At 65.4% G+C, this 25,052-nt stretch carries 16 protein-coding genes, 1 tRNA gene and 2 rRNA genes (1 of these 19 only partly in view); 6 read left to right on the top strand and 13 right to left on the bottom strand.

All coding sequences use genetic code 11. The features are described 5' to 3' along the window. Window positions 1-154: 154 nt before the first annotated feature. The 6 genes from ACM2ZB_RS15535 to glyQ form a co-directional block, all read right to left on the bottom strand. On the bottom strand, window positions 155-4,015 hold the full coding sequence (locus tag ACM2ZB_RS15535) for a translocation/assembly module TamB domain-containing protein (protein ID WP_416056105.1): 3,861 nt from the start codon (window positions 4,013-4,015) through the stop codon (window positions 155-157). Beyond that, window positions 4,012-5,796, bottom strand: coding sequence for an autotransporter assembly complex protein TamA (locus ACM2ZB_RS15530; RefSeq protein WP_416056104.1), 1,785 nt, complete (start codon window positions 5,794-5,796; stop codon window positions 4,012-4,014). Before ACM2ZB_RS15530 ends, ACM2ZB_RS15535 begins: the two co-directional genes overlap by 4 nt. Before the next feature lie 301 nt (window positions 5,797-6,097). Further along, a complete protein-coding gene (locus tag ACM2ZB_RS15525) occupies window positions 6,098-6,805 on the bottom strand; it encodes a hypothetical protein (protein WP_416056103.1) in 708 nt (235 codons plus the stop codon). Next, on the bottom strand, window positions 6,802-7,698 hold the full coding sequence (locus tag ACM2ZB_RS15520; protein WP_416056102.1) for a hypothetical protein: 897 nt from the start codon (window positions 7,696-7,698) through the stop codon (window positions 6,802-6,804). Before ACM2ZB_RS15520 ends, ACM2ZB_RS15525 begins: the two co-directional genes overlap by 4 nt. A gap of 29 nt (window positions 7,699-7,727) precedes the next feature. Further along, a complete protein-coding gene (gene glyS / locus ACM2ZB_RS15515; protein WP_416056101.1) occupies window positions 7,728-9,803 on the bottom strand; it encodes a glycine--tRNA ligase subunit beta in 2,076 nt (691 codons plus the stop codon). A gap of 78 nt (window positions 9,804-9,881) precedes the next feature. Then, a complete protein-coding gene (glyQ, locus tag ACM2ZB_RS15510) occupies window positions 9,882-10,793 on the bottom strand; it encodes a glycine--tRNA ligase subunit alpha (RefSeq protein ID WP_079224358.1) in 912 nt (303 codons plus the stop codon). Window positions 10,794-10,877: 84 nt separating this feature from the next. Here glyQ and ACM2ZB_RS15505 point away from each other — a divergent pair, with 84 nt between their 5' ends. Genes ACM2ZB_RS15505 through ACM2ZB_RS15495 form a run of 3 tightly spaced genes read left to right on the top strand, consistent with a single transcriptional unit; the run spans window position 10,878 to window position 14,374 of the window. Next, window positions 10,878-12,707, top strand: coding sequence for a GspE/PulE family protein (locus ACM2ZB_RS15505; protein ID WP_416056100.1), 1,830 nt, complete (start codon window positions 10,878-10,880; stop codon window positions 12,705-12,707). Further along, a complete protein-coding gene (locus ACM2ZB_RS15500) occupies window positions 12,679-13,425 on the top strand; it encodes a glutamine amidotransferase (protein ID WP_416056099.1) in 747 nt (248 codons plus the stop codon). The genes ACM2ZB_RS15505 and ACM2ZB_RS15500 overlap by 29 nt, the downstream gene beginning before the upstream one ends. A 49-nt stretch (window positions 13,426-13,474) precedes the next feature. After that, complete coding sequence (locus tag ACM2ZB_RS15495) at window positions 13,475-14,374, top strand: BPSS1780 family membrane protein (protein ID WP_313436418.1); 900 nt, start codon at window positions 13,475-13,477, stop codon at window positions 14,372-14,374. A gap of 36 nt (window positions 14,375-14,410) precedes the next feature. Here the strand turns inward: ACM2ZB_RS15495 and tatC are convergent, their stop codons facing one another. The 4 genes from tatC to ACM2ZB_RS15475 all read right to left on the bottom strand — a co-directional run bounded on the left by tatC (window position 14,411) and on the right by ACM2ZB_RS15475 (window position 16,844). Next, window positions 14,411-15,160 carry a twin-arginine translocase subunit TatC gene (tatC, locus tag ACM2ZB_RS15490; RefSeq protein ID WP_313436415.1) on the bottom strand — a complete coding sequence of 250 codons (750 nt, stop codon included), beginning with the start codon at window positions 15,158-15,160 and terminating at the stop codon, window positions 14,411-14,413. Continuing rightward, a complete protein-coding gene (tatB, locus tag ACM2ZB_RS15485) occupies window positions 15,157-15,633 on the bottom strand; it encodes a Sec-independent protein translocase protein TatB (protein WP_313436412.1) in 477 nt (158 codons plus the stop codon). The genes tatC and tatB overlap by 4 nt, the downstream gene beginning before the upstream one ends. Before the next feature lie 15 nt (window positions 15,634-15,648). Beyond that, window positions 15,649-15,876: a Sec-independent protein translocase subunit TatA gene (tatA, locus tag ACM2ZB_RS15480; protein WP_108759268.1), complete on the bottom strand. Its 228-nt coding sequence runs from the start codon at window positions 15,874-15,876 to the stop codon at window positions 15,649-15,651. A gap of 74 nt (window positions 15,877-15,950) precedes the next feature. Further along, a complete protein-coding gene (locus tag ACM2ZB_RS15475) occupies window positions 15,951-16,844 on the bottom strand; it encodes a lipid-binding SYLF domain-containing protein (RefSeq protein ID WP_313436408.1) in 894 nt (297 codons plus the stop codon). Between the two features lie 165 nt (window positions 16,845-17,009). Here ACM2ZB_RS15475 and hemH point away from each other — a divergent pair, with 165 nt between their 5' ends. The 3 genes from hemH to ACM2ZB_RS15460 all read left to right on the top strand — a co-directional run bounded on the left by hemH (window position 17,010) and on the right by ACM2ZB_RS15460 (window position 21,270). Next, window positions 17,010-17,972 carry a ferrochelatase gene (hemH, locus tag ACM2ZB_RS15470; protein ID WP_416056098.1) on the top strand — a complete coding sequence of 321 codons (963 nt, stop codon included), beginning with the start codon at window positions 17,010-17,012 and terminating at the stop codon, window positions 17,970-17,972. Next, entirely contained in the window at window positions 17,969-18,829 is an 861-nt protein-coding gene (locus ACM2ZB_RS15465) for an alpha/beta fold hydrolase (protein WP_416056097.1), read from the top strand. The genes hemH and ACM2ZB_RS15465 overlap by 4 nt, the downstream gene beginning before the upstream one ends. Before the next feature lie 332 nt (window positions 18,830-19,161). After that, complete coding sequence (locus ACM2ZB_RS15460; protein ID WP_416056096.1) at window positions 19,162-21,270, top strand: methyl-accepting chemotaxis protein; 2,109 nt, start codon at window positions 19,162-19,164, stop codon at window positions 21,268-21,270. 411 nt (window positions 21,271-21,681) lie between these two features. Here the strand turns inward: ACM2ZB_RS15460 and rrf are convergent. The 3 genes from rrf to ACM2ZB_RS15445 all read right to left on the bottom strand — a co-directional run. Then, window positions 21,682-21,796, bottom strand: a 5S ribosomal RNA gene (gene rrf, locus ACM2ZB_RS15455). Between the two features lie 125 nt (window positions 21,797-21,921). Continuing rightward, window positions 21,922-24,799, bottom strand: a 23S ribosomal RNA gene (locus ACM2ZB_RS15450). 224 nt (window positions 24,800-25,023) lie between these two features. Then, a tRNA-Ile gene (locus ACM2ZB_RS15445) sits at window positions 25,024-25,052 on the bottom strand (it continues 48 nt past the right edge of the window).

Below are 25,052 nucleotides of genomic sequence, written 5' to 3'. Positions count from 1 at the left end.
CCTGGGACCATAGCCGCTGGGGGCCAATGGGGCAACGGCCGATGGTTGGGGGTCTGACAGGTAGAGCCGAGCCCATGCTCGGCTGCTCTTCCGGACGGCCGCGCTGCGCGCCTAAGCCGAGCATGGCTCGGCTCTACAGGGATGCCGCGACGGATTATTTCTCCCGTCGCCAGTTCAGCGAGCCGCGGTTTTCCACCGTGCTCGATTCCACTTCCACGTCGAAGCCGCGGCGCAGCAGGTACTTCAGGGTCAGCACCGAACCGGCACCGACCATCGACACGCCATAGCCGACATACAGCTTGGGCGAAATGTACTTGCCGAAACCAATCACCGAACCGCCCAGCGCGCGCGACTGGCTCACGCCGGCATCGTCCAGGCCCAGCTTGGCGCCCAGCTGCGAAGCCAGCAGGCCGCTGCCGGCCGACAGCGCCGCCGAGGCGGCGGTGACCTGCTGGGTCTGGTCGGTGCTGGCGTTGGTCAGGCTGCGGCCCAGCACCAGGTAGGCCAGCGCCTCGGACTGCGACATCGCCGGGTCGGACCACACATCGGCGCGCGGCTGCTGCGCGCGGCCGGTCACGTCGATGCCGGCGGTGACATCACCGATGCGGCGTTCGGCGCGGATGTTGATGCGCGGGTCGGACACCGCGTTGTAGTTCCAGTTGAGGTTGCCGCGGGTAATGGTCAGATCCTGGCCGTAGGCCTTGTAGCGGCCGCTGACCTCAAGCCCGCCATTGGCGGTCATCTCGCGGCCGGGCTTGGCCCAGACCTGCATCTTCCCGGTCAGCCCACCCTTCAGGCCGAAGCCGGTCATCTTCACCTTGTCGCCCAGGCTCACGGTCAGGTCCATGTCCAGCGGCGAGGTGCGCGATTCTTCCGGGTCGGCCGGGTCCAGCACCACCACGTCCTCGGACACCGAGGTGCCGCGGTCCAGGCGTTCCAGGTCGATGTCGGCCTCGGGCACGGTGACGGTGCCGCGCAGCTCCATCGCCGCCTTGGCCAGGGTGAAGTCCAGGTTGGGATTGGCGACGATGCGCAGTTCGCTGGTGTTGGACAGCAGCACGTTCTCGCCGTGGATCTTCAGCTGCAGCGGCTGGGCGTCGCCGAACCAGGACAGGCCGCCGTCGACATACAGCGTGCCCTGGCCCGAATTGGCCTGTGCGGTGATCTTGGCCGAACCATCGGGCTGGGCCACGAAGCTGCCCTTGCCCTGGTCGAAGGTCAGGCCCAGCGCCGGGAATTCACCCTTGAAGTTGCTCAGCTGCGCATCACCGCCCAGCGAGGGCTGGCCGCGCGTGCCACGCAGGCTCACATGGCCTTCGATCAACCCGGTCGGGCGCACGATGTCCGGCGAGAACAGCTCCAGCCAGTACAGCCGCGACATGTTGAGGTAGAGCTCGCCGTTCAACGGGGCGCTGGCTTCCCAGCCGGTCTGCATCTTCGCATCGACGAAGCCGTTGCCCTGGAAGCCCAGGCCCAGGTAACCCTTGATGCTGGCCGGGGTCATGTCCAGCTTCAGCGAGAACTGGTCATAGCGCACCAGTTCGCCGCGGGTACTGTCGGTGCCGGTGTTGCGGTTCTCGCCCAGGCGGATGCCGCCTTCCTTCGAGCGCACTTCCACCTTGCCTTCCCAGGCATTGGCGCGCGGGCGGATCTGCGCGTCCAGGCTGAGGTCGCCGCGCAGGTAGATGCGGCGGCCGGACTGCGGCGGCAGCCACGGCTGCACCAGCGCCAGCGGCAGCGCGTCACCGCGCACCACCAGGCCCTCGCGCGGCCAGTTGGCATGCGCGCACAGCGAGCCGCTGTTGTTGGCGGCCAGGCAGGCTTCGGACAGGGTGTAGGTGCTGCCGTTGATGGCAAACGCCGCCGGCGCACGCAGCGCCCACGCATCGCCCTTCACCGGTGCGATGCGCAGCGTCGCCAGCTCGCCGCGCCATTGCTGGCCCTGCTGGCGCACGCTGCCCTGCAGGTCGATGGCGCCCAGGTCGTTGCGGGTCTGCGCGGCCAGGCGCAGGTTGGAAACACTGCCCTGCGCATCCACGTTCAAGCGCTCCAGCAGCATACCGGCGTTGACCTGCTGGCCCTGCACCGCCAGCATGCCGCCGTCGCCACGCCACGGCAGGTGCCCCTTGATGCTCAGGCTTTCAGCGCCGTAGCCATCCCAGTTGAGGTTGTTGCCGACCAGATCGGCGGTGATGTCCGGCGCATCGCGCGGGCCCTTCACCTGCACCTGGCCACGCAGGCCGCCATCGGCACCGGGCAGCAGGTCGCTCAGCTGCAGCGGTTCGAAGCGCGCATCGATATCCAGGCGGTCGCCCACCTTGCCCGACGCGGTCACCCGGCTGCTGCCCACGGCCAGCTTCAGCTCGCCCTGGCCCTGGTCGCCCTGCAGTGCGAACCTGCCCTGTGCGTCGACATTGCGCTGGCGCAGGGTGCCCTTCAGCGACGGCAGGTCCACCGTCGCCTGCAGGGTGCCGGCGGTGCCGGGCGGCGCATTGGCCGGCGGCGGCAGCTGCTGGCCCTTGGAGGCAAGGTTGCCCGACAGGCGGCCATTCCAGCCCGGCACGAAATAGCCCGGATCGAAGTCCTTCAGCGTGGCCTTGGCATCCCAGTCCAGCTGCGGCGACCAGGCCACCTGACCTTCCACCTGCAGCTGGCCACCCGGGGTCTGCGCCTGCAGCTGGTGGATCTGCGCGGCCTTGTCGTTGCCGCGCACATCGAAGTGCAGCTGCGCCTTCTGCTGTTCGCGCTGCACGTCGGCACGGCCGATCGCGGCCCAGGCCTGCAGCGTGCCGGCCAGTCCAAAGCGCGCTTCCTTCAGCGTCACCGGCACCGGCGCGCTGCCGGCGGTGTTCGGGTCCGGCGCGGGCACCCAGGTCAGGTCATGCGCGACCACCGAGAAATCGAGTTTCTGCTGGTCTTCCTGGCTGAAATCGGCAGTGCCCTGCAGGCGCGCTTCGCCACCCAGGCCCTTCACCACCAGGGGCGATACCTTCAGCACCTGGTCCTGCAGCGAGACCACCGACGGCGCCAGTTCCAGTTCGTGGTCGCCCTGCTTCACCCTGCCGTGCAGGTTGGCGTTGCCGCCCTTGCCGGCGGCGGTGAAATCCAGTGCCAGCGGCGCGATGCCCGAACTGGCCAGGGCCGGCGACAGCAGGGCCAGGTCCAGTTCGTCGCTGCGGATTGTCGCGTTCCAGGTCGGGTCGGTGCGGCCGTCGAAGACCAGCATCGCCTTCAGCGGCTTCGGTGCACGGCCGGCCACCGCCACTTCCATGTGCGCCAGGTCGCCATGCGCGACCAGCCCCAGGGTCGCTGCGGTGCGCCCGCGCGGCGCCGGCAGCACGGCGGTGACGGTCACGTCGGTGTCGTAATCCTTGGCCGGAATGTAGCGGCCCTGGGCGGTGAAATCGCCCATGTCGCTGGCCACGACCAGCTGGCGTGCCTGGAATTCGCCATTGGCGATCTCGATGCCGCCGCGTACGCGGGCGATGTCGATCACCGGCTCGTTGGCCTGGCTGATGCGGAAGCCGTCGATGGCGATGGCATCGGCCTGGATCGCCAGCGGCATTTCGATCTGCGGCAGCGAATCGGGCCAGGACGGCAGCTTGAACGGCTCATCGCTCTTGGCCAGGTTCAGCGTGGCGTTGGTCAGCTCCAGCCTGTCCAGCAGCAGCTTGCGGCCCAGCAGCGGGCGCAGGTCCGGCTCCAGGTGCGCACGCTCGGCATGGAAGTGGATGTCGTCGTAGCGGAAGTCGACGTTGTACAGGGTCAGCGGCCCGGCCACCGGGCCGTCCACCTTGTCCCAGGTGAAGCTGGCGCCCACCGGCAGCCGCGCCACCACCTGCGCCAGCAGCACATCGCGGCCGGCCACGGTCTGCAGCAGCCAGTAGATGGCCAGCAGGCCCAGCAGCACCAGGCCCAACACGCCCACGCCCGACCACGCCCAGAAGCGGCGGCGGCGGTAGAAGCGCACGCGCGGCGGCGGCGGAGTGCGGGTGTCCGGGGTCTGCGCGCTCACAGGTCCGCTCCGATGTTCAGGTACAGCTGGAACTGCGAATCCGGGTTGTTCAGGCCGTGCGCGATGTCCACGCGCACCGGGCCCACCGGCGATTTCCAGCGCACGCCGAAGCCCACGCCGGTATGCAGGTCGATGTTGGTATCGAACGCGCTGCCGGTATCGACGAACACCGCCGCGCCCCACGGGCCGCCGTTGAAGTAGTGCTCGTATTCGGCCGAACCAACCACCAGGTGCTTGGCACCCAGGGCGTACTTGTCCGGCTTGGGCGTGCGCGGGCCCACTTCGCGGAAGGCATAACCGCGGATGCTGCGGTCACCACCGGCGAAGTAGCGCAGGCTGGGCGGCATCGCCACCAGGTCGCTGGTCCAGGTGGTGCCACCTTCGCCGCGCAGGATCAGGCGGTCGCTCTGCCCCATCGGGATGTACCAGCGCAGCACGGCATTGGCCTGTACGAAGCTGGTATCCGATCCGGCGCCCTCGATGCCACCGCGCAGCGTGGCGGTACCGCTGATGCCGCTGCGCGGGAACAGCGGGTCGTCCACGTTGACGTAGTCGGCAACCAGCTGCGGGTAGACCAGAGTGGAGGTGTTGTAGACCGCGTTGGTGAACTCGGTGCCCGAGGCATAGCGCCAGCGCTCGCGCAGTGCATTGATCGAGGCGATGGCGGTCCAGTTCTCGTTGATCTGCCCGCTGCGGCTGGCGATCAGCTTGAAGTTGCGCAGGTCGATGTAATCGGTCTGCTCATCGTAGGCACTGGCGGTGAACCCGTACCAGCCATCGAGCCACTTGAACGCCGGCACGCGGTAGGTGCTGGTCAGGCTCTTGCGCTTCTGCGCATAGTCCAGCTGGGTGTTCATCTTGTGGCCGCGGCTGTTCACGTAACGCCGCTCGATGCCACCACGCACACCCGCGCCGCTCTCGCTGCCGTAGCTCAGACCCGAGGTGTAGATGGTGCGCTTGGCCCGGGTCAGCTTCACGTCCACCGGCACTTCGCCGTTCTCGTCGGCCTGGTCGGGCCGCGGCTGGATGTCGATCACGCTGAAGTAATCAAGCTTGGTCAGCGATTCGCGCAGGCGGTCCAGCTTGCCTTCGTGGAAGTAGCTGCCCTGCTCCCAGTACACCAGCGGGTCGAACAGCTTGTCGACGAAGTAGTCCTGCTCGAAGGTCACCGGGCCCATGTTGTAGCGGCGGCCGCTGTCCCAGGTCAGGTCGATGTCGGCCGCGTTCTCGGCGCGGGTGACCTGCACCTGGCGCTGGGTGTAGTCGGCGTCGAAGTAGCCACGCTCGGCCAGGCGCCGGGTGATGGTGATCTTGCTGGCTTCGTACTGGGTGTGTTCGAAGCGCTGGCCCTTGCGGGGCTTGAACGCGGCCAAGTCATCCTGCAGGTACTGGTCATACATGGCAGGACCGGTGATGTCGATGTGCTCGCGGCGCACGCGCACCGGCTCGCCCTTCTCCACCCGGATATGCACCTGCACGCGCTCGTCCTGGCGGGGCGCTTCCACGGTGATCACCGGGTTGTAGTAACCAAACGGCTCCAGCGCTTCGCGGGTCTGCCGTTCGGCCTGCGACAGCAGGTATTCCAGCCGGGACTCGCCCTGTTCCTTGCCGATGGTGTCGTACAGCGTCAGCGATTCCTGGATGTTCTCGATGATCGCGGCGTCGTCGCCCTTGTCCAGTCCCTTGATGTCCACCTTGTCGATGGTGCCGCGCGCATGGGCCACGGACGTGGTGGCCAGGGTCAGGACCATCAGCGGGAGGGCGTATTTCTTTGGCTGCATGCGGCACAGCATACCGACCACACGTGACGATGCGAAATGCAGCGCGCGAATGGGGATCGGTTGTTAAGTGGCAGTCAAAATGCGCGACTTTGTGCGCGTCATCTGCATGAGTTGACCACTGCTGCCGCGGGGCGGCGGACAGCAGTGCGCCGCCCCATCAAAACGGACCGCATCCGCTGCGGTCTTGCGGTGGGCATCTCCCGCATGCGAATGCATTGGTCGAAGTGGCACCCGGGGATCACGAGGCCTCTCCCCTTGCTACCGGCCCACGCCAGCTACGGCCAAACTCCCGTCGTGTGACCTATTTGGCCATATCAAACTGGGTTCTTCTGCGCTCTCTGACGATCTCAGGCATATGAGAGGAAACATTCTTGATCCCCAAGCGTTCATAGACCAATCCACCAATCCCGGGGATCACCACATCACCGTCACGCTCGTTATCCTCAGCGAACCACACATACTCAAAACGATCGGAAAGCCCCGGGGGAAACTCGGAAGCGAGTCGTTTCTGTGCGCCCTTCAGCATAACCGGCGCTGCAACAATCACCTCCGCATCCTTTGCATCGGACAGCGCACGCGTCAGATTCGTCTTTACAACACATGCGCCAGAAATGATTGACTTGACGACCACGAACACGACATGTCTCTGATCAAATGCCTCTGCATATCTCTTTTTTATCGGCGACAGCGACACGGCCCCATTGCGGACCTTGTCATTCCAGATGCAATAGAGATGCAACCTGGCAGCGGGAACCCCTCCGTCCTGCAATCCGCCAAGTACGCCCTTGGCCAGAAAGTCCGCATCTTCCACTGTGCACACTACGCAGATGTCTTTCGCAGAGCCCTCAGGAAAAGGATGTTTGGAAGCAATGGCTCTTGCCAGATGCTGGCCGAGCTCCCTCATTACCTCGCCATATCTGTCCGGAGGGGAATCACTGACAAGCACCTCAAGCAGATCCGATATTCCCGGATTCGCCTTCGCGAATTCTGAAAGGTGACGACTACTCATGTCAGGACCTCAAATTCTTCCGCAGTTGAAGGCGCACTCGTGATCACCCGCTTCTGGAACTTTGCAAATTCCGGACTGATGCAGCTGTAAGGGAGCACACCATCGATGCCAAAAGCCTTCCAGAAAAAGAAGCCCCTGTCCATACCGTACTCCAGGCCCTGAATCCCATCAAGCACGCCGGTAAAGTTGGCTTCAATTCTCATTTTCGCCTTTTGTGCCGGCAGGAGCCTTATCAAATGGGGCGACTGCGCTTGCGCCCTGATAGCGAGAGTCTCACCGGATTCAACAGCATTCCCGGCAATCAAGGCGATCACCAGCCCCCCCAGCACGTTCGCGAGCTCGTCGTCTGAAGGGGTGCTAACCCTCGCCAAACCTTTGAGGCTCTCCCTCAGCTTTTCACACTCGAGGACCAAGCGGTTGAGGCTTCCCTCACAGTATGGGAAAAACTCCACAGCGCTGTGTTCCGCAATGCCAGATGGCATTGCATTCCGCAGGTCCGCCTCCAAAGACTCACATGCCACCACAAGGATCGTCTTCGGCTCCGTCTGATGCATGGCCTTGCAGAATCGTACCTGCAGCGAAAAGTCATCCGCGATGGGGTGATCACCACTCGCCCATTTGACCTGCGTAGCATTCTTGCATTGGTAGTGAATTACAGCACTTGTCCAACAAACGATTAGATCATCGACAAACGCTTCCCCTTGTTGAGTAAAGGTTGGTGTCTCTACCCCTGTGCACAGGAATGAATTCAACTCCACCGCAACTCGATATGCCGTGAAGAAATCTTCATAACGAGCGCCCTTTTTCCCGCTTGCCCCACCTCGATTCTTGCGAGCGACGTAGTCCGCCACGTCGTCTCCGAGATGTTTGCGGACATCCTTGTCAAAGCCCATAGGGAATTTCCTCCTATCCTTGATTCTGTTCAGCTCGACAGATGCTCGATCGCCGCCACCTTGCCCAGGCGCTCGCCCAGCAGCGTCAGCAGCGCCAGGCGGTTGCCCCGCAGCGTCGGGTCATCGGCATTCACCATCACCCCATCGAAGAACGCATCGACCTGCGGGCGCAGGCGGGCCAGGCGCGCCAGCACGGCCACGTAGTCCTTCTGGTGCAGGCTGGCGCCGGTATCGTCGATGGCCGCGGTGACCGCTTCGGCCAGCGCGCGCTCGGCGTCTTCCTGCAGCAGCGACGCATCGATCTGGCCCGGGATGTCACCCTCGGCCTTGCGCAGGATGTTACGGATGCGCTTGTTGGCCGCTGCCAGCGCCTCGGCTTCCGGCAGGGCCGCGAAGGTGCCGATGGCATCCAGGCGGCGGTCAAAGTCGTACAGCGAGGCCGGCTTCAGCTCGGCCACTGCGTTGAAGTGCGTGGCCGGCACGCCCTTGTCGCTGTAATAGCCCTTCAGGCGGTCCAGGATGAAGTCGTACAGCTCGCCCACGTCGGCCTGCACGTTGCGCGCGGCCAGGCCGGCGTTGGCGCTGGCCAGCAGCGCGCGCAGGTCCAGCTCGAAGCCGCTTTCGATGATCGTGCGGGCCAGGCCCAGCGCGTTGCGGCGCAGGGCGAACGGGTCCTTGTTGCCGGTCGGCTTCAGACCAGCGGCGAAACCGCCGGCCAGGGTGTCCACGCGCTCGGCAATGGCCAGCACCTTGCCCAGCGGCGACAGCGCGATGTCATCGCCACCGAAGCGCGGCTGGTAGGCCTCGTCGATGGCCAGCGCCACGTCCGGCGATTCGCCCCCGGCCACGGCGTAGTGGCGGCCGGCGATGCCCTGCAGCTCCGGGAATTCATTGACCATGCGCGACTGCAGGTCGTTCTTGGCCAGCTGCGCGGCACGCTTGGCCAGCACCGGATCGGCACCGGCCTGCGCCGCGATCACTTCGGCCAGCGCCGACACGCGCGCCACCTTGTCGGCCACGCTGCCCAGCTTGGCCTGGTAGGTCACCGTCTTCAGGCCTTCGCCCATCGACTCCAGGCCCTGCTTCAGGTCTTCATCGAAGAAGAACTTGGCATCGGCGAAACGCGGGCGGATCACGCGCTCGTAGCCCTTGGCCACTTCGGCCACGTCCTTCGATTCGATGTTGGCGATGCCGATGAACTTCTCGGTCAGCTTGCCGCTGTCATCCAGCACCGGGAAGAACTTCTGGTTGATCTCCATGGTCTCGATCAGCGCTTCCTGCGGCACCGCCAGGAACGCGCGCTCGAAGCTGCACAGCACGGCCGACGGCCACTCGACCAGGTTCACCACCTGCTCCAGGTTGTCTTCGGTGATGCGCGCACTGCCGCCGGCAGTACCCGCAGCGGCCTCGACTTCGGCCACGATGCGCTCGCGGCGCTCGGCCGGGTCGACCAGCACCTTGGCCGCGCGCAGCGATTCCACGTAATCCTGCGGCTGGCTCAGCCACACGGTCTTGTCGTGGTGGAAGCGGTGGCCGCGGCTCATGCGGTCGGCCTTCAGGCCGAACAGTTCGGCCTCGACCACATCGGTACCGTGCAGCAGCACCAGCCAGTGTGCCGGGCGGGCGAAGCCCCACTCGTGGTTACCCCAGCGCATCGGCTTGGGAATGGGCATGGCCGCAATCGCCTCGCGCAGCACCTCCGGCAGCAGCGCGGCAGTGCGTGCGCCCGGGCTCACGGCGCGGTGCACGAAGCGTTCGCCCTTGTTGTCGCTGGTCTTTTCCAGCGCGGTCCAGTCGATCCCGGCCTTGGCCGCAAAGCCCTGCAGGGCCTTGGTCGGCTGGCCTTCGGCGTCCAGCGCGATGTTCAGGTACGGGCCCAGCACTTCGCTGCGCTGTTCGGGCTGTTCCAGGCCCACGCCGGGCAGCAGCACCGCCAGGCGGCGCGGGGTCGACAGCGGGCGCGCATCGCCCAGTTCCAGTTCGACGCCGCGCTTGCGCAGGCCGTCGACCACGCCATCGAAGAAGGCCTGGGCCAGGCCAGGCAGCGCCTTGACCGGCAGTTCTTCGGTGCCCAGTTCGATCAGCAGGGGGGACAGTTGGCTCATCGTTTCAATCCTGTGGTGGGGGCGCAGCGCGCGACGCGGCCGGCGCCCCGGAGTCGTGGGTGATGAAGGAAGCGGCCCTCAGGCCTTCTTCGCGCCCGGGAAGCCCAGCTTCTCGCGCTGCTCGTAGTAGGCCTTGGCCACCGCCTGGGCCAGCGCGCGCACGCGCAGGATGTAGCGCTGGCGCTCGGTCACGCTGATCGCACGGCGCGCATCGAGCAGGTTGAAGGTATGGCTGGCCTTCATCACCTGTTCGTAGGCCGGCAGCGGCAGGTTCACTTCCACCAGCTTCTGCGCCTCGCGCTCGCACGCGTCGAAGCGGTGGAACATTTCTTCCACGTCGGCGTGTTCGAAGTTGTAGGTGCTCTGCTCCACCTCGTTCTGGTGGTAGACGTCGCCGTAGGTCACCGGCTGGCCATCCGGGCCGTAGGTCCAGACCAGGTCATAGACGTTGTCGCAGTTCTGCAGGTACATGCACAGGCGCTCGAGACCGTAGGTGATCTCGCCCAGCACCGGGCGGCATTCCAGGCCACCGGCCTGCTGGAAGTAGGTGAACTGGGTCACCTCCATGCCGTTGAGCCAGACTTCCCAGCCCAGGCCCCAGGCGCCCAGGGTCGGCGATTCCCAGTTGTCCTCGACGAAACGCAGGTCATGCACCAGCGGGTCGATGCCCAGCGCCTTCAGCGAATCCAGGTACAGCTGCTGGATGTTGTCCGGCGCCGGCTTCATCGCCACCTGGTACTGGTAGTAGCGCTGCAGGCGGTTCGGGTTCTCGCCATAGCGGCCGTCGGTCGGGCGGCGCGAAGGCTGCACATAGGCCGCGTTCCAGCCTTCCGGGCCGATCGCACGCAGGAAGGTGGCCGGGTGGAACGTACCGGCGCCCACCTCCAGGTCGAGCGGCTGGATGAGCACGCAGCCCTGCTGGGCCCAGAACTGGTTCAGGGTCTGGATCAGGCCCTGGAAGGTGATCGGAACGGTCGGGGTCGCGGACATGCGGACGATTCTTGGCCGGCAAAGGGGGTGCGCTAGTATAACGGCCGACCTGCGGGGCATTCCGTACCCGGGAGGAGCAGGCAGATGGAACACCGGCTGCCGGCAGGCACGCCCGACGCGTCGGCCCCGTTGCCGCCGGGGCGCCTGCTGTTCGAACAGGTGGCCGCCGCGGCGGTAGCCGATGGCCTGATCGCGCCGCAGGACCGCGAACGCGTGCGTTTTTCCGCACAGGGCGCGCGCAATGCCAGCGAAGTGCACCCGCTGGTGCTGCTGTCCAACCTCAAGCTGGCCGCCAGCGAGGGCGGCGAACTGAACCTGGAACGCCTGACCGAATGGCTGGCCCGGCGCACCGGCTGCCGCTACCTGCGCATCGACCCGACCCGGGTGGACGTGGCCTCGGTCACCGCCCTGGCCTCGCACGCCTATGCGCGCCGCCACCGCTTCCTGCCGCTGGCCGTCGATGCCGAGCGCGTGCTGGTGGCCACCAGCGAACCGCTGGCCCAGGAATGGCGCCGCGACCTGCAGCACCTGACCCGGCGCCAGATCGAACTGGCGATGGTCAACCCGCTGGACCTGCACCGCTACACCATGGAGTTCTACGGGGTCACCCGCTCGGTGCGCGGTGCCCGCGGCGACGTGCGCGGCGAAGCCAATACCACCCTGCCCAGCTTCGAGCAGCTGGTCGAGCTGGGCCGCACCGGCGACGTCAACGCCGACGACCAGCACATCGTCCACATCGTCGACTGGCTGCTGCAGTACGCCTACGAGCAGCGCGCCTCGGACATCCACCTGGAACCGCGCCGTGAGATGGGCCGCATGCGCTTCCGCATCGATGGCGTGCTGCACAAGGTGTTCGAGGTGCCGCCAGCGGTGATGACCGCCGTGGTCAGCCGCATCAAGGTGCTGGGCCGCATGGACCTGGCCGAGCGCCGGCGGCCGCAGGATGGCCGCATCAAGACCCGCTCGCCCGGTGGCCGCGAAGTGGAGATGCGCCTGTCGACCATGCCCACCGCCTTCGGCGAGAAGTGCGTGATGCGCATCTTCGACCCGGATGCGGCCTTCAAGAGCATCGACCAGCTCGGCTTCAGCCCGCAGGAAGCGGCCGGCTGGAATGCCCTGGTCGAGCGCCCGCACGGCATCGTGCTGGTCACCGGCCCCACCGGCTCGGGCAAGACCACCACGCTGTATTCCACGCTGAAGCGCCTGGCCACGCCGGACGTCAACGTCTGCACGGTGGAGGATCCGATCGAGATGATCGCCTCCGAATTCAACCAGATGCAGGTGCAGACCAACATCGACCTGGACTTCGCCGCCGGCGTGCGCACCCTGCTGCGGCAGGACCCGGACATCATCATGATCGGTGAGATCCGCGACCTGGAAACCGCGCAGATGGCGGTGCAGGCCTCGCTGACCGGCCACCTGGTGCTGTCCACCCTGCACACCAACGACGCGCCCTCGGCCATCACCCGCCTGCTCGACATCGGCGTGCCGCACTACCTGCTGGCCAGCACCGTCAACGGCATCCTGGCCCAGCGCCTGGTGCGTACCCTGTGCCCGCACTGCAAGCAGCCGCACATCCTGGGCGCGGCCGATTGGGCGGTACTGGCTGATAGCCATGCTGCATATCCAGATGCCGCCACGCCCTGTCGGCCGGTCGGTTGCCTGGAGTGCCGGCGCACCGGTTTCCTCGGCCGCATCGGCCTGTATGAGTTGCTGCCATTGGGTTCGCGGCTGCGCGGGCTGATCCGCTCGGACATGGATCTGGCCGGTTTCAGCCGTGCCGCACGTGCTGAAGGACTGCGAACCCTGCGCCAGGCCGGGCTTGAAAAGGTGGCGCAGGGGCTGACTACAATCGAGGAAGTCCTGTCAGTCCTGCCGCCCCCGGATGAACCCAGCACCGTTCCTGATCCTTGAAACCGGCCGCCCGGTGCCGTCACTGCGCCGCTACGGGCGCTTCCCGCATTGGATCCGGGTCGCCGCCGGGCTGGAAGAACACGAAACGGTGGTAGTGGATGTCGAGCACGGCGACACCCTGCCCAACGCGGGCGACTACGCCGGGGTGCTGGTGACCGGCTCGGCGGCCTTCGTCACCGACCACGCCGAATGGAGCGAACGCAGTGCGGCGTGGCTGCGCCAGGTCGCCCACGCTGGCATGCCGGTGTTCGGCATCTGCTACGGCCACCAGCTGCTGGCGCATGCGCTGGGCGGCGAGGTGGCCTACAACCCGGCCGGGCGCGAATCGGGCACGATCGAACTGGCACTGGACCCGGCCGCCGCCGAGGATCCGCTGTTCGGCGGCCTGCCCAGCCACTTCGCCGCCCATGCCACCCACCTGCAGACCGTGCTGCGCGCACCCGAGGGTGCGGCCGTGCTGGCGCGCTCGCCGCTGGACGGCTGCCATGCCTTCCGCTGGGGCCGCCAGGCCTGGGGCGTGCAGTTCCATCCCGAATTCGCCACCCACCACATGCGTGGCTACATCCGCGCCCGTGCCGATTGCATCGGCCGCCACGGCGGCTGCGCACGCAGCATCGAGCGCGCGGTCAGTGCCGCGCCCCTGGCCCGCCAGCTGTTGCGCCGATTCGTGCGCCAGGCCCGGCTTGCTTCAGGTGCGGCCGTCGCAAAACAGGGATAATCCGCCGCAGTGGGGCCGCGTGCCCTCCCCCCTGTCCCTTCGGATGTCCATGAAAGAGATTCGCAAGCTGCCAGCCTCGGCGGGCGCCCAATGGTTGCTGGACACGTTCACCATGTACGGCCGCGTGCCCCTGCAGCTGGCCCGGCTGGGCCTGCTCGGAATGGCGGTGACCTGGCTGGCCACCCTGCTGGCGATCGTGCTGCCCAGCTTCATCGGCCTGTTCGTGCAGGTCCTGTCGCTGGCCATCGCACCGCTGCTGATCGGCGGCATGCTGTACGCCGTGGGGGAAGTCGACCACGGCCGCCAGGCCACGCCGTCGCACCTGCTGCAGCCCATCCGCAACCACCGCGTCAGCCACCTGCTGGTGCCGATGGCGATCTACGCGCTGGCCATCATCCTGCTGGGTGCGCTGCTGTACGCCATGATCGGCCCGCAGGGCTTCAAGGCTTTCGGTGAAGCCTGGTCGCAGATGCAGGTGCTGGCCCAGAGCGGGCAGACCATGAGCAACGAGCAGGCCATCGCACTGATGGCCGACCTGCCGGTCAAGCGCATCCTGCTGTGGCTGGTGCTGGTGACCATTACGCTGGTGGCGCTGGTGATGGCCATGTTCACCCAGCCGGCGCTGGTGGTGTTCGACCGCCAGAGCGGCATGCATGCGCTGCGCCTGAGCCTGCAGGGCTGCATCGAGAACATCGGTGCGGTGCTGGTGTTCAGCCTGTTGGGCCTGATCACCGTGTTCTTCGCCTACCTCGGCCTTAGCATCCTCACCGCCGTGGCGATGCTGGTGGCGGGGCCGATGTTCGCGGCATTCCTCGGCCAGGTCATCACCTATACGGTGTTCCTGCCGCTGTACATGGGCGCGGTCTACGCGGCCTGGAAGCAGATGTTCGTGCACCGCGGCCGCGTGCAGGACGTTGCTGAAAGCGGCAGCGACGTCTTCCATGCCTGAGCCGGGCAGCGCCGGGCCCTGCCCGGCGTTGCCGCATCACGCCGCCGGCTTCTTCACCACCGAAGACGGCACCAGCCAGCGCGCAGCGTGGATGCCCAGCTCGTAGAGCAGGCACATCGGAATGGCCAGCATCAGCTGCGACACCACGTCCGGCGGGGTCAGCACCGCCGCCAGCACGAAGATGCCGACAATCGCGTAGCCACGGCCTTCCTTGAACTGCTGCGGCGTCACCCAGCCCAGCAGCACCAGGATCACCATCGCCACCGGCAGCTCGAAACTGCCGCCGAAGGCGAAGAAGATCGCCAGCACGAAATCCAGGTAGGCGTTTGCATCGGGCGTGATCGCGATCACTTCCGGGCTGAAGGTGGTCAGGAAGTGGAACACCGCCGGCAGCACCAGGAAGTAGGCGAAGGCGCAGCCGGTGTAGAACAGCAGCACCGACGACACCAGCAGCGGCACGGCCAGGCGTTTTTCGCGGGCATACAGGCCGGGCGCGACAAAGGCCCACAGCTGGTACAGCAACCAGGGCACGGCCACGAACAGCGCCACGAAGCAGGTCAGCTTCAGCGGTGCGAAGAAGGCGCCGGCCGGATTGGTGGCGATCATCGTCTGCCCGTTCGGCAGCTGCGATACCAGCGGTTCGGCCAGCGCGTTGTACAGCTTCTGGGTGAACGGCAGCAGGCCAAGCAGCACCACGCCGAAGCCCAGCAGCGCGCGGATCAGGCGCGCGCGCAGCTCGACCAGGTGTTCGACCAGCGAGCTTTCGCCGAAGTCGTGATCACTCATGGCTGGCGCTCCGGGGTAGTGGGCGCGTCGGCCTTCGGGGGGTCGGAAGGCACAGGGGCCTCCACTTCGGCAGCGGTGGGCGGAATGAAACCGCCGTCCTGCGCCGGTGCATGCGCTGCGGCCTCGTCAGCCAGGTGCGGCGGCGTCTGTGCCGGTGCCGGCGCGCGCATTTCCTGCGCCAGCGCGTCGCCGTGCTGCTGCGCCTGCTCGGCCTCGCGGCGCACGGCTTCGCCGCTGGCGCGCAGCTGGTTCTCGGTGTCCTGCATGCCCTGGCGCACGTCCTGCATCTGCCGCTTGATCTCTTCGGCCTGCAGTTCGCGCTCCAGTTCCTGCTTCACCGAATCCCACTGGTTGCGGGCACGGCGCACCCACAGGCCGGCGAAGCGGGCCGCCTTGGGCAGGCGCTCGGGACCGAGCACCACCAGAGCCACCACCGCGATCACCAGCAGTTCGCTGAAACCAATATCAAACACCGCAACCGCCCCGGATCAACGCGCGTTGCGGTCGTGCTCGTCCTGCGCGGTGCGCGAGGCGTCCTGGCTGCGCGACTCGTCGCCCAGCTGCGCCGACGGCTTGTCGTCGTCGCGCATGCCCTTCTTGAATTCCTTCACCGCCGAGCCGAGATCCTTGGCGCCACTGGTCAGCCGCTTGGTGCCGAACACCAACAGAACCACGGCCAGGACAATCAACCAATGCCAGATGCTCAAACCGCCCATAAAGACGCTCGTTACGTAGTGATCAGGCTGTCGAGCATAGCGCACCGGCTGTAAGCCGGCGCGCGTGACGAAAGTCAGTTGCCGCCCAGCGTCTCGGTGCGGATCTCACCGTCGCCGACCGGCTGGAAACCCTGCTGCTGCGGCGGCGGGTTCTGCGGCACGTTCTGCAGCGGCGCGGTGGTCGCTTCGGCCGGCGCTGCCGGCGGTGCCTGAACAGGCGCCGATGCAGACGGGGCGGGCGGCGGCGGGGCGCTGGCGGTGCCGCCATTGCCGTTGCGGTTGTTGCGCGCGGCGTAGGTGGCCTCTTCCAGGCGGTCGCGGAAGGCGACCACGTCCATCGACGGCGAACCGGCCGAACGGCCTTCGAAGATCATCCGCGGCGTGGTGTTGCTGCCGTAGGCATCCAGGTTGGCGGCATCGTCGATCTGCAGCACCGCGCCATCCAGGGCCACGCCGGCGAACAGGCCGCGGGCGCGCGACCAGGACCAGATCTCGGCCTTCAGCTGGCCGTCGGTGGCGGCGGCCGCATTGCGGCCCACCGGACCGGCGGCCACGCCGGCATCGGCGCCCAGGGTGAACTTGCCGTTGACCAGATTGTCCAGGCTGCGGTCGTTGCGGAACACCAGCACCACGTCGGAGGACTGCACGCCGGCCTGGAAGCCGATGCTGCCGCCGGTGAGCTTGATGAACACCGGGTTGGACCAGGCGCCATTGGGCATGCGCACCGACATCAGGCCATGGCCACGACGGCCACCGATGACCAGACCGGCCTTGATCGTGTCGGGAATGACGATGACCGCGCGGCCTTCGTCGAGCAACTTGTCCGGAATTCCCTGTTCGGGGATTTCCTGGATTTCAGCCAGCACACGCACCGCGTTGCGGGCGCGCTGGTCTTCCTGCGGTCCGGCCATGGCCTGGCTGGACAGCAGGCTGGCGGCGATCAGCAGGGCTTGGATCGGGCGACGCATGGCAGGCTCCAGAAGTCAGTCCATAGGAAGATATAGCAAGTGACTGAAATTAGTAGTGTTGTCATGAATAGCCAATGAGCGTTGCCTGCTCATATAGGCGCCCTGTATCGGCAGCATCCAAACCCTGCATCACCGCGCGGCGCGGGATCGGCGACAATACGCTCCATGCTCGACGCACCCGATACCGCCGTGCTGGCGGTCAACCTAGGCACGCCCGAGACGCCGACGGCCCCCGCCGTACGCCGTTACCTGGCTGAATTCCTGTCCGACCCCCGTGTGGTCTCGATCCCGGCGCTGCTCTGGCAGCCGCTGCTGCGCGGGCTGATCCTGCCGTTGCGCAGCGGCCGTTCGGCGGCCAAGTACGCCCAGGTGTGGCTGCCGGAGGGTTCGCCGCTGATGGTGCACACCCGCCAGCTGGCCCAGGCCATGCAGGCCTTGCTGCCCGGCGCGCGCGTGCGCCATGCCATGCGCTACGGCGAACCGGCATTGACCGCCGAACTGGACCGGCTGGCCGCCGAAGGCGTACGCCGCATCGCGGTGCTGCCGCTGTACCCGCAGTACTCCACCACCACCACCGCCTCGGTCGAAGACCGCGTCGATGCCTGGCAGCGCCGCCATCCGGGCATCACCGTCAGCCTGGTGCAGGATTATTCGGTCGACCCGGACTGGGTGGCTGCGGTTGCCAGCTCCATCCAGCGCTACTGGCAGCAGCACGGCCGTGGCCAGACGCTGATGTTCTCCTTCCACGGCATTCCGCAGCGCCTGGCCGACGCCGGTGATCCCTACCCGCAGCGCTGCGAAGCCAGCGCGCAGGCCATCGCCCAGGCACTGGGCCTGGCGGCCAATGAGTGGCAGCTCGGCTACCAGTCGCGTTTCGGCCGCGAACGCTGGCTGCAGCCCTATGCCGAACCCAGCCTGTGGGCCCTGGCCGAATCGGGCGTGAAGCAGATCGACGTGGTCTGCCCGGGCTTTGCCACCGACTGCCTGGAAACCCTGGAAGAAGTGGCCATGGGCTTCACCGAGACGCTGGCCGAGCGCGGCGCGACGATGCGCTACATCCCGTGCCTGAATGCCGACCCCGAACACGCCCGTGCCCTGGCGCGGCTGGCCGTGGCGTCGCTGGCATGAGCCTGCAGTCGTTCCAGATGGACATCGCCGGCGCGCGCGTGGCCGGCCTCCGCAGCGGCCGCGCCGGCGCGACCCGCGTGCTTGCGTTGCATGGCTGGCTGGATAACGCCTCCAGCTTCGTGCCGCTGGCGCCCCACCTGCCGGACCTGGACCTGGTGGCCATCGACCTGCCGGGCCATGGCCACAGCGCCCACCTGCCCGCCGGCGCGGTCTACACCACGCCCGCTGCGATCACCCATGTGCTGGATGTCGCCGATGCCCTGGGCTGGGACCGCTTCACCCTGATGGGCCACTCGATGGGCGCCGGCATCGCCAGCCTCACCGCCGCCGTCAGCGACCGCGTCGAACGGCTGATCGCCATCGAAGCACTCGGCGGGCTGCGCGGGCCCGAGGACGAGACCGCCAATCGCCTGCGCGAACACGTCAATGCCACCCGTGCCCTGGCCCGCAAGCAGCTGCGCGTGTTCCCCGACCTGGCCGCGCCGATCCGCGCGCGGATGATGACCAACCAGCTCAGCGAGGGCTGTGCCCGTCTGCTGGTCGAACGGGGGGTCGAGCCGGTGGAAGGCGGCTACCGCTGGTGCAGCGACCCACGGCTGATGCTGCCCACCGCCATCCGCCTCAGCGAAGGCCAGATCGACAACCTGCTGCAGGCCATCGCCTGCCCCACCCAGGTGATCTACGCCACGCCGGCCCAGTCCTACTATCCCGAGCCGGGCCGCAGCCAACGCCTGCAGCACCTGCGCGATGGGCGCCTGTCGGTGTTCCCGGGCAACCACCATCTGCATATGGAACAGCCGCAGCAGATCGCGGCAGTCATCAATGCGTTCCTTGCCGGTTCCAACGCCACTGGCTGACGGCAGGCCGGCCAGCGTGAGCGGGCCGAACGCCAGCTGAGCAGCACCGGCACCGCGCGCTTCACTCCGCGCGCCTGCAGCCGATAGAACAGTTGCGGGCCCCTGCGCCCGCAGCACGCGGGCCCGGTCGGGCCTGCGGCGTGTTCTTGGTTCTGCAAGGAAGCCCGCATGCCCGCCCCACCGCACCGCCAACCACAGGACGTGGCCCCGGTGCCCGTCTGCCGCGTCGCCCTGCGCGCCGCATTTCCCGCATGTCCTGATCCCGCCGCTGCCACGCCTCTGCGCGTGTCGGCGCGCGCGGTCGTTGCTGTTCGTTGATCCAGGAGTCGTCGATGTCCGCTGCATCTCCCCGTCCGCCCGCTCAGGGCCGCCTTCCCTATCTGCAACAGCTGGCGCGCAGCGCGGATCACCGCCTGCTGCTGGGCAGTGCCGCGCTGGCCATCGCCGGCATCGGCCTGGCCGTGACGGGCCATGGCGGCAGTGCCGCCACGCTGGCAGCGGCCGTTGTCGTGCCCTGTGCCGGCCTGGTCGTGGGGTGTGCCGGTCGCCCGCTGGCACGCAATGGCCTGGCGGTGCTGGTCGCGTTGCAGCTGGCGCTGCTCTGCCATGTGGCCGGCATGGATCCCGCCCTGCCTTCGGCCCTGCTGCTGGGCGTGCTGCTCGGCCATCGTGATCGCCGGCCGCTGTGGCTGGCGGGCGGTGTCGCGGTGTTGGCATCGCTGCTGCCGTGGTGGGTGCAGGGGGCGGCGATGGCGCCCGCCCTGCTGCATGCGCTGTCGTTGCTGGTACTGACCCTGCTGCTCGGGCAGATCGCTGCACGCCTGCGCCAGCAGAGCGAAGCATTGGGGCATGGCCCGCGGCGGCTGGCCGCGCTGGCCCGCGACATCGCCACCGGCGCCGATCTGTCCGCACACAGCAATGTGCAGGACTACGCACCGGGTTCGCTGGCCCACGCGCTGGCCGATACCGCCCGTCACGTGCAGGCACAGCGTGGGCGGCAGGCACAGGCGCACGCCGAGAATGCGCAGATCCGCCAGGCGCTGGACGTCTCGCGCACGGCCTTGATGATTGCCGACAACGACCATGTGATCCGCTACGTGAACCGCTCGGTGGTCGCCCTGCTGCGCAACCAGCAGGCAACGCTGCGCCAGGCCTTCCCCGATTTCGATGTCGACCAGCTGGTCGGCAGCAGCATCCATCGCTTCCATGCCAATCCCGACCGTATCCGCGCCATCCTCAACACCCTGCAGGTGACCCACAACGGCAAGGTGCAGATCGGCCCGGTGCACTTCGCGCAGGTGGTCACCCCGGTGTTCGACGCGCAGGGCGCGCGCCTGGGCTTTGCCGTGGAATGGCATGACCGCACCCACGAACTGACCCTGGAGAATGCGGTCGCCGGCATCGTCGCCGCCGCTGCCGCCGGTGATCTCGACCAGCGCCTGCAGGCCAGCGAAGGCGTCAGCTTCCTGGATGGCCTGACCGGGGGCATCAACCAGTTGCTGGCCACGGTGGGCGCCACCGTCGACGAGGTCCGGCAGATGCTGTCCGCCCTGGCCCAGGGCGATCTTGATCGGCGCATGCAGGGCGAGCATCAGGGGGCGTTCGCCGCCATCCAGCGCGATGCCAACGCCACCGCCCAGCAGCTGTCGCGCATGGTCGGGCATATCCAGCACAGTGCCGCAGCCATCAGCACGGCCGCAGGCGAGATCGCCGCAGGCAATGGTGCGCTGTCCGAGCGCAGCGAGCGCCAGGCCACGCATCTGCAGGAAACCGCGGCGTCCATGGAGGAACTGACCTCGACCGTGCGCCAGAACGCCAGCCATGCCCGCCAGGCCAGCGATCTGGCCGCGACCACCCAGGGCGCAGCCCATGAGGGCAACCAGGCCATGCAGCGCGTGGTCGACACCATGCAGGCGATCGAAGCCGCCTCGCGCCGGATCGGTGACATCACCGGCGTGATCGATGGCATCGCCTTCCAGACCAACATCCTGGCCCTGAACGCCGCAGTGGAAGCCGCGCGTGCCGGCGAACAGGGGCGCGGGTTTGCCGTGGTCGCCAGCGAAGTACGCGTGCTGGCGCAGCGGTCAGCCGCTGCGGCGCAGGAGATCAAGAAGCTGATCGATGAAGCCGGACACCAGGTCAGCGCCGGCGCCCAGCTGGTGGCCGATGCCGGGCAGCGCATGCAGGGCATCGTGGGCGGGGTGCAGAGTGTCAGCGCGCTGATGCAGGAGATTTCCGCGGCATCGCAGGAGCAGTCGACTGGCATCGAGCAGATCAACCAGACCGTGGTGCAGATGGACCACGCCACGCAGCAGAACGCCGCGCTGGTGGAAGAGGCCATGGCCGCGGCACGCGAACTGCAGTCGCAGGCGGGCGTACTGACGCAGGCGGTGTCGGTGTTTGGGCAGCAGGAGCAGCGAGGGCTCGCCCTGGTCGATTGACCGGGGTAGGCCAGGCATTGGCTGTTGGTTGGGGATGACCGCCCCGCTGTTGGTGGGTGCCAACCTTGGTTGGCACCGCTCTTCGCGCGAACACTGCATCCACGCATGGCGTGGATCTATGCATCCGCCGGGGGCAGAGTCCATGGGTTGCCGGCCCGCGGCCGGCACTACCGCATTGGGTGGTTGGCAATCGCCCCGCTGTTGATGGGTGCCAACCGGCCCGCTGTTGGTGGGTGCCAACCTTGGTTGGCACTGTTCTTCGCAGGAACCACTCTATCCACGCAGGGCGTGGATCTACGCATCCGCCCGCAGTGGAGTCCATGGGTTGCCGGCCGGCGGCCGGCATTACCTGCATTTCCAGGCACAAAGAAAAAACCCCGCTGCGCATGCAGCGGGGTTTTTGGGTATAAACCCTGGCGATGACCTACTCTCGCATGGCTTGAGCCACACTACCATCGGCGCAGCTGCGTTTCACTTCCGAGTTCGGGATGGGATCGGGTGGTTCCACAGCGCTAATTTCACCAGGGAGGCTTTTGGAGAGTCGCACTCGTCCCGGGGGACAAGGCGCCAGCCTCGCATAGTTCTTGTGACGTAGCGTGCACTTGGATGCTCTTACGACGCTGTCGTAAAGCCAAGGCAACTTGAGGTTATATGGTCAAGCCACACGGATCATTAGTATCAGTTAGCTCAATACATTGCTGTACTTACACACCTGACCTATCAACCACATAGTCTATATGGTTCCTTCAGGGGGCTTGTGCCCCGGGAGATCTCATCTTGAGGCGCGCTTCCCGCTTAGATGCTTTCAGCGGTTATCGCTTCCGAACATAGCTACCCGGCAATGCCACTGGCGTGACAACCGGAACACCAGAGGTTCGTCCACTCCGGTCCTCTCGTACTAGGAGCAGCCCCTCTCAAATCTCCAACGCCCATGGCAGATAGGGACCGAACTGTCTCACGACGTTCTGAACCCAGCTCGCGTACCACTTTAAATGGCGAACAGCCATACCCTTGGGACCGACTACAGCCCCAGGATGTGATGAGCCGACATCGAGGTGCCAAACACCGCCGTCGATATGAACTCTTGGGCGGTATCAGCCTGTTATCCCCGGAGTACCTTTTATCCGTTGAGCGATGGCCCTTCCATACAGAACCACCGGATCACTAAGTCCTAGTTTCCTACCTGCTTGATCCGTCGATCTTGCAGTCAAGCACGCTTATGCCTTTGCACACAGTGCGCGATGTCCGACCGCGCTGAGCGTACCTTCGAGCTCCTCCGTTACTCTTTAGGAGGAGACCGCCCCAGTCAAACTACCCACCATACACGGTCCCCGACCCAGATAATGGGCCCAGGTTAGAACGTCAAGCACGACAGGGTGGTATTTCAAGGATGGCTCCGCTGCAGCTAGCGCCACAGTTTCATAGCCTCCCACCTATCCTACACAGACGAACTCAACGTTCAGTGTAAAGCTATAGTAAAGGTTCACGGGGTCTTTCCGTCTTGCCACGGGAACGCTGCATCTTCACAGCGATTTCAATTTCACTGAGTCTCGGGTGGAGACAGCGCCGCTGTCGTTACGCCATTCGTGCAGGTCGGAACTTACCCGACAAGGAATTTCGCTACCTTAGGACCGTTATAGTTACGGCCGCCGTTTACTGGGGCTTCGATCAAGAGCTTCGCCTTGCGGCTGACCCCATCAATTAACCTTCCAGCACCGGGCAGGCGTCACACCCTATACGTCCACTTTCGTGTTTGCAGAGTGCTGTGTTTTTGATAAACAGTCGCAGCGGCCTGGTTACTGCGACCCTCTTCAGCTATAGCTCGCACGAGCCACCAAAAAGGGTGCACCTTCTCCCGAAGTTACGGTGCCATGTTGCCTAGTTCCTTCACCCGAGTTCTCTCAAGCGCCTGAGAATTCTCATCCTACCCACCTGTGTCGGTTTACGGTACGGTCTGCGTAAGCTGAAGCTTAGGAGCTTTTCCTGGAAGCGTGGTATCAGTGACTTCGCCATAAAGGCTCGTCTCGGTGCTCGGTCTTAAAGGATCCCGGATTTGCCAAAGATCCAAACCTACCGCCTTTCCCCAGGACAACCAACGCCTGGTACACCTAACCTTCTCCGTCCCTCCATCGCACTTACGCGAGGTGCAGGAATATTAACCTGCTTCCCATCGACTACGACTTTCGTCCTCGCCTTAGGGGCCGACTCACCCTGCGCCGATTAACGTTGCGCAAGGAAACCTTGGGCTTTCGGCGTGCGGGTTTTTCACCCGCATTATCGTTACTCATGTCAGCATTCGCACTTCCGATACCTCCAGCAGACTTCTCAATCCACCTTCAACGGCTTACGGAACGCTCCTCTACCGCGCATACAAAGTATGCACCCCAAGCTTCGGTTCTGTGCTTAGCCCCGTTAAATCTTCCCCGCAGACCGACTCGACCAGTGAGCTATTACGCTTTCTTTAAAGGGTGGCTGCTTCTAAGCCAACCTCCTGGCTGTCTGTGCCTTTCCACATGGTTTTCCACTTAGCACAAAATTTGGGACCTTAGCTGTGGGTCTGGGTTGTTTCCCTTTTCACGACGGACGTTAGCACCCGCCGTGTGTCTCCCATACAGTCCGTCTCGGTATTCGGAGTTTGCAATGGTTTGGTAAGTCGCGATGACCCCCTAGCCATAACAGTGCTCTACCCCCGAGAGGATACATATGAGGCGCTACCTAAATAGCTTTCGAGGAGAACCAGCTATCTCCGGGTTCGATTAGCTTTTCACTCCTAATCACAGCTCATCCCCGTCTTTTGCAACAGACGTGGGTTCGGGCCTCCAGTACCTGTTACGGCACCTTCACCCTGGCCATGACTAGATCACCCGGTTTCGGGTCTACTGCCCGCGACTATGCGCCCTTATCAGACTCGGTTTCCCTTCGCCTCCCCTATACGGTTAAGCTTGCCACGAACAGTAAGTCGCTGACCCATTATACAAAAGGTACGCAGTCACTCCTTGCGGAGCTCCTACTGCTTGTACGCACACGGTTTCAGGATCTATTTCACTCCCCTCTCCGGGGTTCTTTTCGCCTTTCCCTCACGGTACTGGTTCACTATCGGTCGGTCAGTAGTATTTAGCCTTGGAGGATGGTCCCCCCATGTTCAGACAGGGTTTCACGTGCCCCGCCCTACTCGTCTTCACTGAAATGGCCCTTTCAGATACAGGGCTATCACCTTCTATGGCCACTCTTTCCAGAGTGTTTTCCTAGAACCAAATCAGCTTAAGGGCTAGTCCGCGTTCGCTCGTCGCTACTTACGGAATCTCGGTTGATTTCTTTTCCTCTGGTTACTTAGATATTTCAGTTCACCAGGTTCGCTTCCAGCAGCTATGTATTCACTGCAGGATACCCGCAAGCGGGTGGGTTTCCCCATTCGGACATTACCGGATCAAAGCTTGTTGCCAGCTCCCCGATACTTTTCGCAGGCTGCCACGTCCTTCATCGCCTCTGACCGCCAAGGCATCCACCGTGTGCGCTTATTCGCTTGACCATATAACCGCAAGTTGCCTTGGGTTATACATGACCCGGGGGTACAAAGCCCGGATACGAATATAACGACTCAATTAATAAAGAGACTTATGTCTCTCGCCTTAGCCTCACGACACGTCTGATAGAACATCTCAAACGCTCGCTACGTCACAAGTTTTAAAAGAACACGTACCGGCCACAGTGCCGATGCGTATATAAGATCGAATGTATGCGTCATTCAGAGAATGGTGGGTCTGGGAGGACTCGAACCACCG

Source organism: Stenotrophomonas maltophilia (assembly GCF_047782825.1).
In the GTDB taxonomy this organism is placed as follows: Bacteria; Pseudomonadota; Gammaproteobacteria; order Xanthomonadales; family Xanthomonadaceae; genus Stenotrophomonas.
This window is presented reverse-complemented; position numbering and strand designations above follow the sequence as displayed.